This window comes from Roseovarius salincola, from assembly GCF_026891095.1.
GTDB classification, from domain to species: Bacteria; Pseudomonadota; Alphaproteobacteria; order Rhodobacterales; family Rhodobacteraceae; genus Roseovarius; species Roseovarius salincola.
Genome location: NZ_JAPTNL010000014.1, coordinates 39191 through 51885 on the forward strand (window position 1 = coordinate 39191; position 12695 = coordinate 51885).

Annotated in this window: 12 protein-coding genes; 2 read left to right on the plus strand and 10 right to left on the minus strand. The window is 65.0% G+C overall.

The window, feature by feature from the left end:
• Positions 1-15 precede the first annotated feature (15 nt).
• The 7 genes from N5A93_RS14520 to N5A93_RS14550 all read right to left on the minus strand — a co-directional run bounded on the left by N5A93_RS14520 (position 16) and on the right by N5A93_RS14550 (position 6377).
• The gene (locus tag N5A93_RS14520) at positions 16-1005 is read right to left on the minus strand and encodes a zinc-dependent alcohol dehydrogenase (RefSeq protein WP_268955823.1); all 990 of its coding nucleotides are present in this window, start codon (positions 1003-1005) and stop codon (positions 16-18) included.
• Positions 1002-1763, minus strand: coding sequence for an SDR family NAD(P)-dependent oxidoreductase (locus tag N5A93_RS14525; RefSeq protein ID WP_268955824.1), 762 nt, complete (start codon positions 1761-1763; stop codon positions 1002-1004). Before N5A93_RS14525 ends, N5A93_RS14520 begins: the two co-directional genes overlap by 4 nt.
• The gene (gene hisD, locus N5A93_RS14530; RefSeq protein ID WP_268955825.1) at positions 1756-3063 is read right to left on the minus strand and encodes a histidinol dehydrogenase; all 1308 of its coding nucleotides are present in this window, start codon (positions 3061-3063) and stop codon (positions 1756-1758) included. Before hisD ends, N5A93_RS14525 begins: the two co-directional genes overlap by 8 nt.
• 10 nt (positions 3064-3073) lie before the next feature.
• Positions 3074-4399, minus strand: a complete 1326-nt coding sequence (locus N5A93_RS14535) for a TRAP transporter large permease (RefSeq protein ID WP_268955826.1) — start codon at positions 4397-4399, stop codon at positions 3074-3076.
• Between the two features lie 14 nt (positions 4400-4413).
• Complete coding sequence (locus N5A93_RS14540; protein ID WP_268955827.1) at positions 4414-4920, minus strand: TRAP transporter small permease; 507 nt, start codon at positions 4918-4920, stop codon at positions 4414-4416.
• 100 nt (positions 4921-5020) lie between these two features.
• Complete coding sequence (locus N5A93_RS14545) at positions 5021-6169, minus strand: TRAP transporter substrate-binding protein (RefSeq protein ID WP_268955828.1); 1149 nt, start codon at positions 6167-6169, stop codon at positions 5021-5023.
• On the minus strand, positions 6162-6377 hold the full coding sequence (locus tag N5A93_RS14550; protein ID WP_268955829.1) for a hypothetical protein: 216 nt from the start codon (positions 6375-6377) through the stop codon (positions 6162-6164). The genes N5A93_RS14545 and N5A93_RS14550 overlap by 8 nt, the downstream gene beginning before the upstream one ends.
• Before the next feature lie 175 nt (positions 6378-6552).
• Between N5A93_RS14550 and N5A93_RS14555 the strand changes: the two genes are divergently transcribed.
• A complete protein-coding gene (locus N5A93_RS14555; protein WP_268955830.1) occupies positions 6553-7572 on the plus strand; it encodes a LacI family DNA-binding transcriptional regulator in 1020 nt (339 codons plus the stop codon).
• Between the two features lie 12 nt (positions 7573-7584).
• Here the strand turns inward: N5A93_RS14555 and N5A93_RS14560 are convergent, their stop codons facing one another.
• Positions 7585-8511, minus strand: a complete 927-nt coding sequence (locus N5A93_RS14560) for a hydrogen peroxide-inducible genes activator (protein WP_268955831.1) — start codon at positions 8509-8511, stop codon at positions 7585-7587.
• Positions 8512-8721: 210 nt separating this feature from the next.
• On the opposite strand from N5A93_RS14560, the gene katG reads away from it, so the two are divergent.
• Entirely contained in the window at positions 8722-10890 is a 2169-nt protein-coding gene (katG, locus tag N5A93_RS14565) for a catalase/peroxidase HPI (RefSeq protein ID WP_268955832.1), read from the plus strand.
• A gap of 74 nt (positions 10891-10964) precedes the next feature.
• On the opposite strand, the gene N5A93_RS14570 is transcribed toward katG, so the two are convergent.
• Together N5A93_RS14570 and N5A93_RS14575 are read right to left on the minus strand one after the other, a co-directional pair.
• Positions 10965-11630 (minus strand): HAD family hydrolase, encoded by a 666-nt coding sequence (locus N5A93_RS14570; protein ID WP_268955833.1) that lies wholly within the window; start codon positions 11628-11630, stop codon positions 10965-10967.
• Positions 11611-12690: a GlxA family transcriptional regulator gene (locus tag N5A93_RS14575; RefSeq protein WP_268955834.1), complete on the minus strand. Its 1080-nt coding sequence runs from the start codon at positions 12688-12690 to the stop codon at positions 11611-11613. The genes N5A93_RS14570 and N5A93_RS14575 overlap by 20 nt, the downstream gene beginning before the upstream one ends.
• Positions 12691-12695: the final 5 nt, after the last annotated feature.

Here is a 12695-nt window from a genome sequence, read left to right on the forward strand (position 1 = left end):
GCATCCCGGCCCCGGTCAACCCGGGCGCAGGATGATCTTGGGCGCGTCGACCTCACCGCGCCGGATATCGGCAAAAGCCGCTGCCCCCTCAGCCAGCGTTCGGGTCTGCGTCCAGTCGAGCGCGCCGAGGCGACCATCGAACATCGCCTCGGCGGTCTGGCGGAAATCCTCGGCGGTGTAGGTATAGGTGCCGATGAAGGTGATTTCCTGAAGGGTCATGCGGCGGATATCGAGCCCGCCTGCCGAACTCCCGAGGCCGATATGCATGATCACGCCGCCAGGGCGCGCCAGGGCCGAGGCCTGCGCGCGGGTGGCCTCGTAGCCCACACCGTCGATCACGATGTCGAAAAGCGCGCCGGAGTCGACAGCATCCGGCGCAAGCACCTTCTGGTCGCAATGCAATTCGAGATAGCGGCGGCGCGGGGCGCTGGGTTCCAGCATGGTGACATCCCCCACCCCTTGCGCCGCCAGGCTGAGCGCTGCGCCAAGCCCGATCGCCCCGCCGCCGATCACCAATGCGCGCGGCGTGTGGCCAGTCGCAAGGCGTGCCAGCCCCAGCCGCACCGCATGCCAGCCGCAGGCGATGGGTTCTGCCAGCGCCGCCTGGTCGGGGGTGACGTGGTCGGGCATCGCCACGAGGTTGGTTTCGGGAATCACCAGCCATTCGGCAAAGGCGCCTTCGCGCGGCGGCATCGAGATAATCTGCCGCGTGGGGCAAAGATTGTCGCGCCCGGCGAGGCAGGCGGGACAGGCCCCGCAGGTCACCAGCGGGTTGATGGTGACGCGGGCGCCCTTGCGCGGCCCCATCGCGATCATGCCCGCCGCCTCGTGACCGAGGATCAGCGGCGCGGGGCGGCGTTCGTCATGACCGAGATAGGCATGCATGTCGGAGCCGCAGATGCCGACGCTTTCGACGCGGATCAGCACCTCGCCTGCGTCTGGCCGGGGTTCGGGCGCGTCGCGGTAGGTCAGGGTCTCGGGGCCGGTATAGACAAGCGCCTTCATCTTGCGGTGAACCCCCCGTCGACCATCAGAACCTGGCCGGTCACGTAATCCGAGGCCGGCGAGGCCAGGAACAGCAGCGGGCCGTCGATATCCCCGACCTCGCCATTGCGCCCGATGCAGGTGGCCGCGGCGTTGCGCGCGGCGCGCTCGGGGTCGTCAAAGACCGCCGCGGTCAGTTCGGTGCGAAAGAAGCCCGGCCCGATGGCATTGGCGGTGATCCCGTGGGGTGACCAAGCTTGGGCCATGGCGCGGGTCAGCTGTGCGATACCGCCCTTGCTGGCGCCATAGGCGATGCCGTCGGGAAAGGCGCGGAAGGTCTGAAGCGAGGCGAAATTGAGGATCCGGCCCCAGCCTTTCTCCTTCATCGCGCCCACAAGCTGCTGGCTGAGAAAGAACGGCGTCCCGAGGTTGAGGCCAAGGGTGATGTCCCAGCCCTCGGGCGTCACCTCATCGGCGGGTTCGCGGCGGTTGATCCCCGCGGCATGGACCACGATATCGGGCGGGCCGAAGGGTTCGGCCACAAGGCGCGCAAGATCGGGCAGCGTGTCGCGCTGCGAAACATCATGGGCGACGATGGCGGCGCGGGCGCCGGTCTCGCCTTGCCAGTCCTGCAGCGCGTCCTTGCGCCGGGCGACGCCGACCACCTCGGCCCCTGCCGCCGCAAGCACGCTGGCGGCGCGACGGCCCAGCCCGGCACTGGCGCCGGTGACGCAGGCGACCTTGCCGGTCAGATCGAACAGGCGCGCGGGATCAGCCATTGGCCGAAAGGTCGAAATTCTGACCCGGAAAATACTTGCGCAGCCGGATGTCGGCGCTGCGCGCGTGCCCCTCCATCCCCTCGAGCCGCGAGATCCGCGCGGTGGCTTCGGCGACGGGGCGGCATCCGTCGCGAGTGGCGCGCTGCCAGGTGACGATCTTCATGTATTTATGCACACTGAGCCCGCCGGTATAACGCGCCGCGCCCGAGGTCGGCAGAACGTGGTTGGTGCCGCTGGCCTTGTCGCCGAAAGCGACGGTGGTTTCTTCGCCGAGGAAAAGCGAGCCATAGCAACTGAGCCGCCCCAGCCACCAGTCGAGATCGCCCGCCTGCACGGTCAGATGTTCGGGGGCATAAGCATCCGATGTGGCGGCCATCTCTTCGCGGTCGGCGCATAGGATCACCTCGGCGTAGTCGCGCCATGCGGCTTCGGCGTTCTGGCGGTTCACCTCGGGCAGATCGCCAATCAGGCGCGGGACCAGCTCCATCACCTGTTCGGCCAGCGCGCGATCATCGGTCACAAGCCAGACGGGCGAGTTGTAGCCATGCTCGGCCTGGCTCACCAGATCGGTGGCGACGATTTCGGGATCGGCGCTGGCATCGGCAAGGATCAGGCTGTCGGTGGGACCGGCGATCATGTCGATCCCGACGCGCCCGAACAGGATGCGCTTGGCCTCGGCGACGAACTGGTTGCCGGGGCCGACGAGGATATTCGCGGGCGGCAGGCCGAAAAGACCGAAGGTCATCGCGGCGATGCCCTGCACCCCGCCCATCGCCAGGATCGTATCCGCGCCGCACAGATCGGCGGCATAGATGATCGCCGGGTTCACGCCCACACCGGGGCGCGGCGGCGAGCAGGCGACGATATGCGAGCAGCCTGCCACCTTGGCTGTCGTGACGGTCATGATCGCGCTGGCGATATGGCTGTAGCGCCCGCCCGGCACGTAACAGCCCGCGCCCCTTACGGGGATGCTTTTCTGACCCGCGATCAGGCCCGGCACGACCTCGACCTCGATATCGCGCAGGGTTTCCTTTTGCGCCTCGGCAAAGCGGCGGACATTGTCATGGGCGAAGGCGATGTCATGGCGCAGTTTTTCGGGCACCTTTGCCTTGGCCGCCTCGATCTCGTCGCGGGTGAGGACGATATTGCCCTCGTACTGGTCGAACCGCGCGGCATAATCCAGCGCCGCCTGATCGCCGCCCGCCTCGATATCGTCGAGGATCGTCTGGACGGTCTCATGCACGTCCGACGCCCCCGATTGCGAGGTCAGCGCGGCCTTCTTCAGATACTCTTGAGCCATATGAGAAATCCTATTTGTAAATGTCGGGCAACAGGCTGATGGAGAGCGCGGGCACATAGGCGATCAGCAGTACCACCAGCAGCATGAAGAAGACGAAGGGCACCGCGCGGGCGGCGATACGCAGGATGGATTCGCCGGTGAGGCCCGAGACCACGAACAGGTTCAGGCCCAGTGGCGGCGTGATGAAGCCGACGCCCAGCGCGGTGATCATCATCACGCAGAACTGGATTTCGTTCATGCCGATATTGTCGGCGAGTGGCTTCAGGATCGGCGCGAGGATCACGATATTGGGCGTGGTCTCCATCACGCAGCCCGCCGCGATCAGGATGGCGATCATCAAAAGGATCAGGATGGCGGGTTCGTCGGTGATCCCGGTGACGGTCTGCACGAAGCCCTGCGGCACGCCAAGGACCGCCAGCGCCTGCGCCAGCGGCAGCGAGAAGGCGATGATCGGCAGGATCACCCCGTTCACCTTGGCCGAACTGACCAGCATCGCCGGGAAATCCGCCAGCTTGAGCGTGCCTAGGACGAACCCGATGAAGATGGTGACGATCACCGCCGTGGCACCGGCCTCGGTCGGGGTGAACTTGCCCGAGAAGATACCGCCGAAGATGATCGCGGGGACGATGAAGGCATACCAGCCCGACGCCAGCGCGCGGCCCAGGTTGCGCAGCCATTCCGAGAACGACACGCCGCCGCCGCCCTCGTAGCCATAGATGCGGTTGACCACGATATTGGTCACGAGGATCGAAATGAGGATCGCAAGCCCGGGTACCACCGCCGCCAGAAAGAGCGTCGATGCCGATATCCCCAGCACGAGGCCGATGATGATATAGGCGATCGAAGGCGGGATCAGGATGCCGGTACAGGCCCCCGCCGCCACCAGCGCGCAGGCATAGGGGCGCGGATAGCCCGATTCCACCAGCCGGTCGATGGTCATCCGCCCTACGGCCGCAGCACCCGCTGCATCCGATCCCGAAATCGCCGAGAACATGCCGCAGACCAGCACCGTGGCAGAGCCGAAACCGCCCTTGGCAAAGCAGGTCAGCGCCTCGGCCACGTCAAGGAACTTGCGGCTGAGCCCGGTGCGCACCAGCACGTCGCCGGTCAGGATAAAGAGCGGCACGGCGGTCAGCGCAAAGGCGTCGATGCCGTCGAACAGGCTTTCGCCAACAAGGCTGAGCGGCATCGCGCCTGACATCAGCAGCATGATGATGGCCGACGCGCCGATGGCAGCCCAGACCGGCACAGCCAGCGCGCACAGCACCACGAACAGGATCATGGGCGCATAGAATTCCCAGCCCAGTTCGACCGAGTGATTGAGGGTCTGCCACATAGCGCCGCCCCCCTTCAGTCGAACATCTTGTCGCCCTCGTAGACGGGTGTTCCGTCACGAAGGGCGCGCAGATCACGCAGGAAAGACTGCACCAGGCGCAGCACCATCAGGCCGAAGCCCAGCGGCACCGCCATCAGGAACCAGATCATCGACACCCGGAGTCCGTGACTGACCGAGTCGAACCGGTAGGACACCGTCACGGTTTCCCATGACCAGTAGAGCGCCACCAATGCCACGGCGGCCATCACCAGGTCGCCGACGATATAAAGCAGCGCCTTGGCGCGCGGCCCGAGGTAATGCATCAGCACGTCGATACGGATATGGCCGCGCTCGCGCACCGCCGCCGCCGCACCGATCCAGGCGAGATAGATGAAGCTGTAGCGCACGACCTCTTCGCCCCAGATCGAGGAATAGGAGAAGACCTCGCGCCGCAGCACCTCGACCGCCATGGTGACGACGAGCATGACGTAGAACACCAAGAGCGCCCAACGTTCCGCGTTCCTGTCCAGCGTCTTGAGCATGCGGACCCTTCCAGCCCGGACCCTGCATGTTCAGGGCCGGTGCGTTCATCGACAAATGGGAAGGCCGGGCGCAGGTTGCGCGCCCGGCCGGTTTCAGGCGTTACGCGTCATGCACGTAGTAGCGCCCCGGCGTGCCCGCGGCTTCGGCCAGCTTGTCGAATGTATCCATCGACCCTGCCAGCTCGGTCTTGAACGGATCCCATTCGGAGCGCTGGAAGCCTGCGGCCTCTTGCCATTCGGCAAGCTGGTCGTCGCTCAGCGAATGGAACTCGACACCCGATTTGGCCATCTCGGCCATGGCGAATGTGCGTGCCGACGGCACCTTGGCCAGGTTCTGGTGGAAAGTCATTTCCGAGGCCCAGTCGATTGCGTCCTGCACATCCGACGGCAGCGTGTTGAACCATTCAAGGTTGCAGGCATAGCACTGGCTGTCGGGCACGGCCTGGGTAAAGGTGACGTGGCTCAGGATGTCCTTAAACCCGAAGGCATAAAGCGCCCCGACCGCCGGGTCGAGCGCATCGGCCACGCCCTGCTTGATCGCCGAGGGGGTCTCGCCCCATGCGACCGGCGTGGGGTTGGCGCCCGCCATGCGATAGAACTGTTGCAGCATCTTCGATCCCGGCACCCGGAACTTGACGCCTTGAAGATCGCCCGGCGTCATGATCGGGCCGCCACCACCCTTGCGCACGGCCATCACGCGCGGGTCGATGCAGAAATAGAACATCGGGCGGAAGCCGCGCTGCTCGACCATCGCGTTCACTTCGGATTTCCAGATATCCGAGGTGACAAGGTTCACGAAACGCTGATTGGCGCCGCAGAAATAGGGCAGGTTGATCAGGTCGACCGCAGGCGCGAAGGGCGCGAAATTCGACAGCGAGAACTGACCGGCATTGACCGTGCCGCCCTGCACCTTCTGCGCCAGCGCGGAACCGACGCCAAGCTGCCCGCCCGGTGACAGCTTGACATAGAGCTTGCCGTTCGAGGCGTTCTGAAGGTTCTCTTTCAGGTCGAGCTGCATCATCGGATAGCTGCGCGTGGTGCCGATGACATACTCGGTGGCCAGCGTCAGCACGTGATCGGCGGCCTGTTCGCGCTCGCGCTCCTCGCCGGCACTCTGTGCGCTGGCACGGGACGACCACAGCAAGCCGCCCGCCCCGGCGACCATCGCCGCGGTAAAGCTGCCGGTTGTGGCCAGCTTCATGAAGTTGCGCCGCGTCTCTGACGCGAGTTCCTCGTATTCTTCAGACATTTCCATTCCTCCCTTGAGTGTCCTGTTTCTTTCGCTTCGCCTTTCGGGCCGCTTCGCTGTGCAGGACAGCCACAACGAAGGCGCTGGACGCGCCAAGCAGCATGAGCATTTCTCCGACATCGCTCAGAAACGCAGTGCCGCCAGACGACCCGACCAGGACGTTGGCCGCGAAAACGCAGAACAGCGCAGCGGCAACCAGCAAAAACATCGAATCCTCCCTCTCGTCGGACGGGCCGACGATTCGTCTCGAATGTAAGCGCTTACAATTTTTCATGCAAGCGCTTACACTGCGTGGTATTGATTACAGGAGCCAGCTAAAGCCATCCGGCAGCGCATGGTGGAACGAGATGTCACAAGGTAACGATCACCCTGGTCAGTCAGACATGACAGCCGGCGTTGCGACGCTGGCTGATGTGGCCGAGCACGCGCAGGTTTCGACCGCGACGGTGTCGCGCTGTCTCAACGCGCCTGAACGGGTCGCGAAACACACCCGCGAGCGGGTGCTGGCGGCGGTTCAGGAGCTGGGCTACTCGCCCAATTTCGGCGCGCGCGCGCTGGCGGCGCGGCGCACCGGCACCGTGGGCGCGATCATCCCGACCATGGACAACGCCATTTTCGCCCGCGCGATACAGGCCTTTCAGGAGGAGCTGCGCGCCCATGGCGTTACCCTTCTGGTGGCCTGTTCGGCCTATCGCCCCGAGATCGAGGAGGAGCAAATCCGCGCCCTTGTGGCGCGCGGCGCGGATGCGCTGTTGCTGATCGGGCATCAGCGCGACGATGCGATCTACCAGTTCCTCGAACGGCGCGGCGTGCCCGCATTGGTGGCCTGGGTCCATGACCCCGACGCCGGGCACCCCTCGATCGGGTTTGACAACCGCAAGGCCATGCACGAGCTGACGCGAGAGGTGATCCGCCTGGGCCATCGCCGCATCGGGGTCATCACCGCAGAGCAGCGTGATAATGACCGCGCCCGCGCCCGCGTCGGGGGGATTTGCGATGCGATGCTGGCCGCGGGGCTTTCGCCGGACGATCTGGCGCTGGTCGAAACGCCCTATTCGGTCGAACACGGGCGGCAGGCCTTTGCGCGGCTGATGCGGCGCGCGCCGCGGCCCGGCGTGGTGATCTGCGGAAATGACGTGCTGGCTGCCGGGGCGCTTCAGATGGCGCGCGAAATGGGGTTGCATGTGCCCGGTGACGTGTCGATCACCGGCTTTGACGATATCGAGATCGCCACATTGGTCGATCCTGCGCTGACGACCGTGCATGTGCCGCATCGCGCCATGGGCCGGCAGGCGGCGCAATTGCTGATCGAGATGGTGCGCAGCGGCGCGCCCTTGGCCAAGAGTGTCGAGTTGAAGACCGATCTGCGGCTGCGCGGCACATTGGGGCCGCCGCCGGGCTGAGTCAATGGCGGTTCAGGCCGGTTTGCCCTGCGCTTCGCGTTGCTGGCGCAGATCCGCGCCCGATTGCTTCACGATCCGGGCGATTTCCTGCAGCTGATCGGCGAGTGGGCTGCTTTTGCGCCAGATCATGCCGACCGTGCGCGTCGGTTGGGGCGCGTGCAGCGGCACCACCGACACTTCGGCCGAGCGGGTCTCGACCGGGGCAGCCATCTCGGGGATCAGGGTCACGCCGATGCCCGCGCCCACCATCTGCACCAGCGTCGAAAGCGAGCTGCCATCGAGCCCCTCACGCGGAAGGGCTGATTGCAGGTTGCAGAAAGACAAGGCCTGATCGCGAAAGCAATGGCCCTCCTCAAGCAGCAAAAGGCGCATTTCGCGCAGCATGTCGCGGTCGGGAACGGGCTTGTCCGCATCCCCGGCCGGACGCACCAGCATGAGGTTTTCGGTGAAAAGCGCCACCTCGCTGAACGAAGGTTCCGAGACCGGCAGCGCGACGATGGCGGTGTCCAGACGCCCCTCGGACAGTTCCTGGATGAGTCGCGGGGTCAGGGATTCGCGCACATGCACGTCGAGCCCCACATGGGCCGCCGAAAGGTTGCGCAGGAGGGTCGGCAGCAGGTAAGGCGCGATGGTCTGGATCACGCCGATGCGCAACCGCCCCACCATGCCATCGCGCGAGGCGCGCGCCAGATCGCCCAGTTCATCCACCGAGCGCAGGATCGAGCGCACCCGCAACGCGATTTCCTCGCCAAAGCTGGTCAGGCGGATCTGGCGCGCGCCGCGTTCGAACAGAATCATGCCAAGGCTTTGTTCCAGATCGCGGATCTGAACCGATAGTGCTGGCTGCGAGATGGAGCAGGCCTCGGCGGCGCGCCCGAAATGGCCGTGCCGGGCCAGAGACTCGAAGTAGCGAAGCTGTTTGAGGGTCAGGTTATTCATAACTTAAAATTATCATGACGATCATTAAATGCAACTTAAACCAATGGCGAGGATTTGCTACACAAGGGTACCGTCACCGTGCGGGTGATTCCCCGACGACCTGCCGAGGCCAGCACAGGCCACCGGCATGGACTTCACAGTCACCCCGGTGCATCACAGCTTAGAGACGCGAACGCGGTTCAAGTCACGCAGCCAGAATCGGAGATAGAAATGGACGGAAACGACATCGGCAAATGCCCCATCATGCATGGCGGCAACACGGCTGCCGGCAATTCCAACATGGATTGGTGGCCCAACGCCCTCAATCTGGACATCCTGCATCAGCACGACACCAAGACCGACCCGATGGGGCCGGATTACGACTATCGTGAGGAGGTAAAGAAGCTCGATTTCGAGGCGCTCAAGAAAGACATGCGCGCGCTGATGAAGGACAGTCAGGATTGGTGGCCCGCCGATTGGGGCCATTATGGCGGGCTGATGATCCGCATGTCCTGGCATGCTGCGGGGTCGTACCGCGTATCGGACGGGCGCGGCGGCGGCGCCACCGGCAACCAGCGCTTCGCGCCGCTCAATTCCTGGCCCGACAATGTCAGCCTCGACAAGGCCCGCCGCCTGCTGTGGCCGATCAAGAAGAAATACGGCAACAAGATCAGCTGGGCGGACCTGATCGTTCTGGCCGGGACCATCGCCTATGAGGATATGGGCCTCAAGACCTATGGCTTTGCCTTTGGCCGCCCCGATATCTGGCATCCCGAGACGGACACCTACTGGGGTTCGGAAAAGGAATGGCTGGCGCCGAGCGACGAGCGCTACGAGAACGTTGACGATCCCTCGACGATGGAAAATCCGCTGGCCGCCGTGCAGATGGGCCTGATTTATGTGAACCCCGAAGGCGTGAACGGGCAGCCCGACCCGCTGAAGACCGGCGCGCAGGTGCGTGAAACCTTTGCCCGCATGGCGATGAACGACGAGGAAACCGTCGCGCTGACCGCAGGCGGCCACACCGTCGGCAAGTGCCACGGCAATGGCGATGCCTCGCTGCTGGGGCCGGACCCCGAGGCGGCGGATGTCGACCAGCAGGGCTTTGGCTGGGCAAACCCCAACGAGACCGGCAAGGGGCGTTATACCGTCACCTCGGGTATCGAGGGCGCCTGGACGACCCACCCCACCAAGTGGGACAACGGCTATTTCTACCTTCTGTTCAACTATGAATGGGAGCTTAAGAAATCCCCTGCCGGCGCGTGGCAGTGGGAACCCATCGACATCAAGGAAGAAGACAAGCCGGTCGATGTCGAGGATCCCTCGATCCGCTACAACCCGATCATGACCGATGCCGACATGGCGATGAAGATGGACCCCATCTATCGCGAAATCTCGGAGAAGTTCTACAAGGACCCCGATTACCTCTCCGAGGTCTTCGCACGCGCCTGGTTCAAGCTGACGCATCGCGACATGGGCCCCCGGACGCGCTATATCGGCCCGGACGCGCCGCAAGAGGACCTGATCTGGCAAGATCCCGTACCCGCAGGCAGCACCAGCTACGATGTCGAGGCCGTGAAGGCCAAGATCGCGGCATCCGGTCTGTCGCTGGCCGACATGGTCGCGACCGCCTGGGACAGTGCGCGCACGTTCCGCGGCTCGGACATGCGCGGTGGTGCCAATGGCGCGCGCATCCGTCTGGCCCCGCAAAAGGACTGGGAGGGTAACGAGCCCGAACGCCTTGCGCGGGTCCTGTCGGTGCTTGAGCCGATCGCCACCGAGACCGGCGCAAGCATCGCCGACGTGATCGTCCTGGCGGGCAACCTGGGTGTCGAACAGGCCGCCAAGGCCGCCGGTGTCCAGATCGACGTGCCCTTCGCACCGGGCCGTGGCGACGCAACAGACGAGATGACCGATGCCGAATCCTTTGACGTGATGGAACCGCTGGCCGATGGCTATCGCAACTGGCTGAAGAAGGATTACATCGTCAGCCCCGAGGAACTGATGCTGGACCGCACCCAGCTGATGGGCCTGACCGCCAATGAAATGACCGTTTTGGTCGGCGGGATGCGGGTCATGGGCACCAACCATGGCGGCACCCCGCATGGTGTGTTCACCGACAAGGAAGGCGCGCTGACGACCGACTTCTTCGTCAACCTGACCGACATGGCGAACCGCTGGCAGAAGGCCGAGGACGGCACCTATGAAATCCGAGACCGCAAGACCGACGCGGTCAAGTGGACGGCGACCCGGATGGACCTGGTGTTCGGATCGAACTCGATCCTGCGCGCCTATGCCGAGGTCTATGCCCAGGACGACAACAAGGAGAAATTCGTCAAGGATTTCGTGGCCGCCTGGACCAAGGTGATGAACGCCGACCGCTTCGATCTTGAAGCCTGATCGGTAGCAATAATCGGGCGCGGCGCGGGTTGATCCCCGCGCCGCGCTTTTTGTGGCGCAGGGGGCATCGCGGTTCAGCGCGGCGCAAACCCGCGCAGCACCGCCAGAAGCGCGCAAGGCGTGTCCGCAATGACCGCCGCGCCGTGAGCGCCAAGTTGGCGCGCGTCTTGCCAGCCCCAGCCGACCCCCACCGCAACCGCACCCGCCGCGCGGGCGGCGTGCATGTCGCTGATCCCGTCGCCGATCATCACGAAACCGCCCTCGGGCCAGTGGCGGCGCAGCGCGGCCAGCTTTTGCGCCTTGGTGCCGGAATGATCGCGCCCCAGCACGCGCGCGACATCCTCCGCGAGGTCATGCTTTGCAAGGAAGCCTCTGATCACATCCGAGCGAGACGCGCTGACGATGGCGATATGCGCGCGCCTCGAAAGGGCATGGATCACCTGATCCATGCCGGGAAAGAGCGGCGCATAAACGGGCCGCGCCGCCAGATGCCGCGACACGGTGTCGGCAAACGCCACCGGGTCCAGCGAGAGCGCGCGGGCAAGTGTTTCGAAGGTCAGCGGATCAAGGTCGCGAAACGGGTTGGCCTCCAGCCGCCGGGCCGACCCCATGTCGCGGGCAGCGACCTGGCAGGCGTTAGCGCAGGGCGAAAGGGAATCCGCGATCACCCCGTCGAAATCGAAGACAATCAGCGACGGGCCATGCGCCGCGCCGCCCGGTTCAGTATTGCGCGTTGACATGGTGCAGCACGGTGCCCGGATCGCCCGGCGCGCCGCCGCTGGCGGGTTCCGCCGGTGCCTGGCGTTCATCGCGTGGCGCGTAGCCGAAGAAGGCCTCGTAATTATCCTTCATCGCCCGCGTCGTGCCAAAGCCGCAGATCATCGCGATCTCGCCAAGGCTGTGTTCGCTGTAGCGCAACAGTTGGCGCGCGCGAGAGAGGCGGATATGACGATAGAACCTGTCGGGCGACAGGTTCAGCTCCTTGCGAAAAAGCCTTTCAAGCTGGCGCACGCTGGCATGGGCCGAGGCCGCGATTTCGCGCATCGACAGCGGCTCGGAGATGTTCTGGTTCATGATGGCGATGGCTTTCAGGATCTTCCTGTTCCAGGTGCCGTAGCGGATATGGGGCTGCATGTTCAGCTCGTCCTCGCCGTCGCGGATGCGGTCGATCACCATGCGGCTGGCCACGTCGCGCGCCAGCCCCGGCCCGACCTCGCGCTCAAGGATCGCCAGCATCATATGCGCCCCCGCCGCACCCCCCGCACAGGTCGCCAGCCGGCGGTCGAGAACGAAGATGTTTCCGGTCACATTGATCCGGGGGAAGGCCGTGCGCAGGCGCGGGGTGTCCTCCCAGTGGGCGGCGCAATCGCGATCGTCCAGAAGGCCGGTGCGCGCCAGAACCACGACCCCCGATGAGACCGCGCCGATATGCCCGCCCTGGCGGTGCTGAAAGCGCAGAAATGCCTCGATCCGGCCAGTATCGCTGGCGGTCACGTCGCTGGCGGCCAGCACGATCACATGATCGAAGCCCCGCGCCTGGATGGCATCGCGCGCCTCGGCGATGTCGTGATCGACGCCAAGCGACAGCCCGTTCGAGGCCCGCACCTGCGCCGCACCGGCACCGATCAGCGACCAGCTGAAATGGTCCCGCCGCATCAGGATATTGGCGCTGCGCAGAGGTTCAAGCGCGGCGGCAAATGAGTAATGCGAGAAGCCCGGCAACAGCAGGAAACCGAAATGCCGCCCGCCTCTGGGCGCGCCGCCGGTCGCGGCATCTGCACGGTCTTGCGGCTCGCTCATCCTGC

What these genes read in the sequence shown, in the direction of transcription:
- hisD (WP_268955825.1), bottom strand. Translation starts at nt 3,063, where the DNA reads ATGGCTCAAGAGTATCTGAAGAAGGCCGCGCTGACCTCGCAATCGGGG.
- N5A93_RS14545 (WP_268955828.1), bottom strand. Translation starts at nt 6,169, where the DNA reads ATGTCTGAAGAATACGAGGAACTCGCGTCAGAGACGCGGCGCAACTTC.
- N5A93_RS14560 (WP_268955831.1), bottom strand. Translation starts at nt 8,511, where the DNA reads ATGAATAACCTGACCCTCAAACAGCTTCGCTACTTCGAGTCTCTGGCC.
- N5A93_RS14525 (WP_268955824.1), bottom strand. Translation starts at nt 1,763, where the DNA reads ATGGCTGATCCCGCGCGCCTGTTCGATCTGACCGGCAAGGTCGCCTGC.
- katG (WP_268955832.1), top strand. Translation starts at nt 8,722, where the DNA reads ATGGACGGAAACGACATCGGCAAATGCCCCATCATGCATGGCGGCAAC.
- N5A93_RS14520 (WP_268955823.1), bottom strand. Translation starts at nt 1,005, where the DNA reads ATGAAGGCGCTTGTCTATACCGGCCCCGAGACCCTGACCTACCGCGAC.
- N5A93_RS14550 (WP_268955829.1), bottom strand. Translation starts at nt 6,377, where the DNA reads ATGTTTTTGCTGGTTGCCGCTGCGCTGTTCTGCGTTTTCGCGGCCAAC.
- N5A93_RS14570 (WP_268955833.1), bottom strand. Translation starts at nt 11,630, where the DNA reads ATGTCAACGCGCAATACTGAACCGGGCGGCGCGGCGCATGGCCCGTCG.
- N5A93_RS14555 (WP_268955830.1), top strand. Translation starts at nt 6,553, where the DNA reads ATGACAGCCGGCGTTGCGACGCTGGCTGATGTGGCCGAGCACGCGCAG.
- N5A93_RS14575 (WP_268955834.1), bottom strand. Translation starts at nt 12,690, where the DNA reads ATGAGCGAGCCGCAAGACCGTGCAGATGCCGCGACCGGCGGCGCGCCC.
- N5A93_RS14540 (WP_268955827.1), bottom strand. Translation starts at nt 4,920, where the DNA reads ATGCTCAAGACGCTGGACAGGAACGCGGAACGTTGGGCGCTCTTGGTG.
- N5A93_RS14535 (WP_268955826.1), bottom strand. Translation starts at nt 4,399, where the DNA reads ATGTGGCAGACCCTCAATCACTCGGTCGAACTGGGCTGGGAATTCTAT.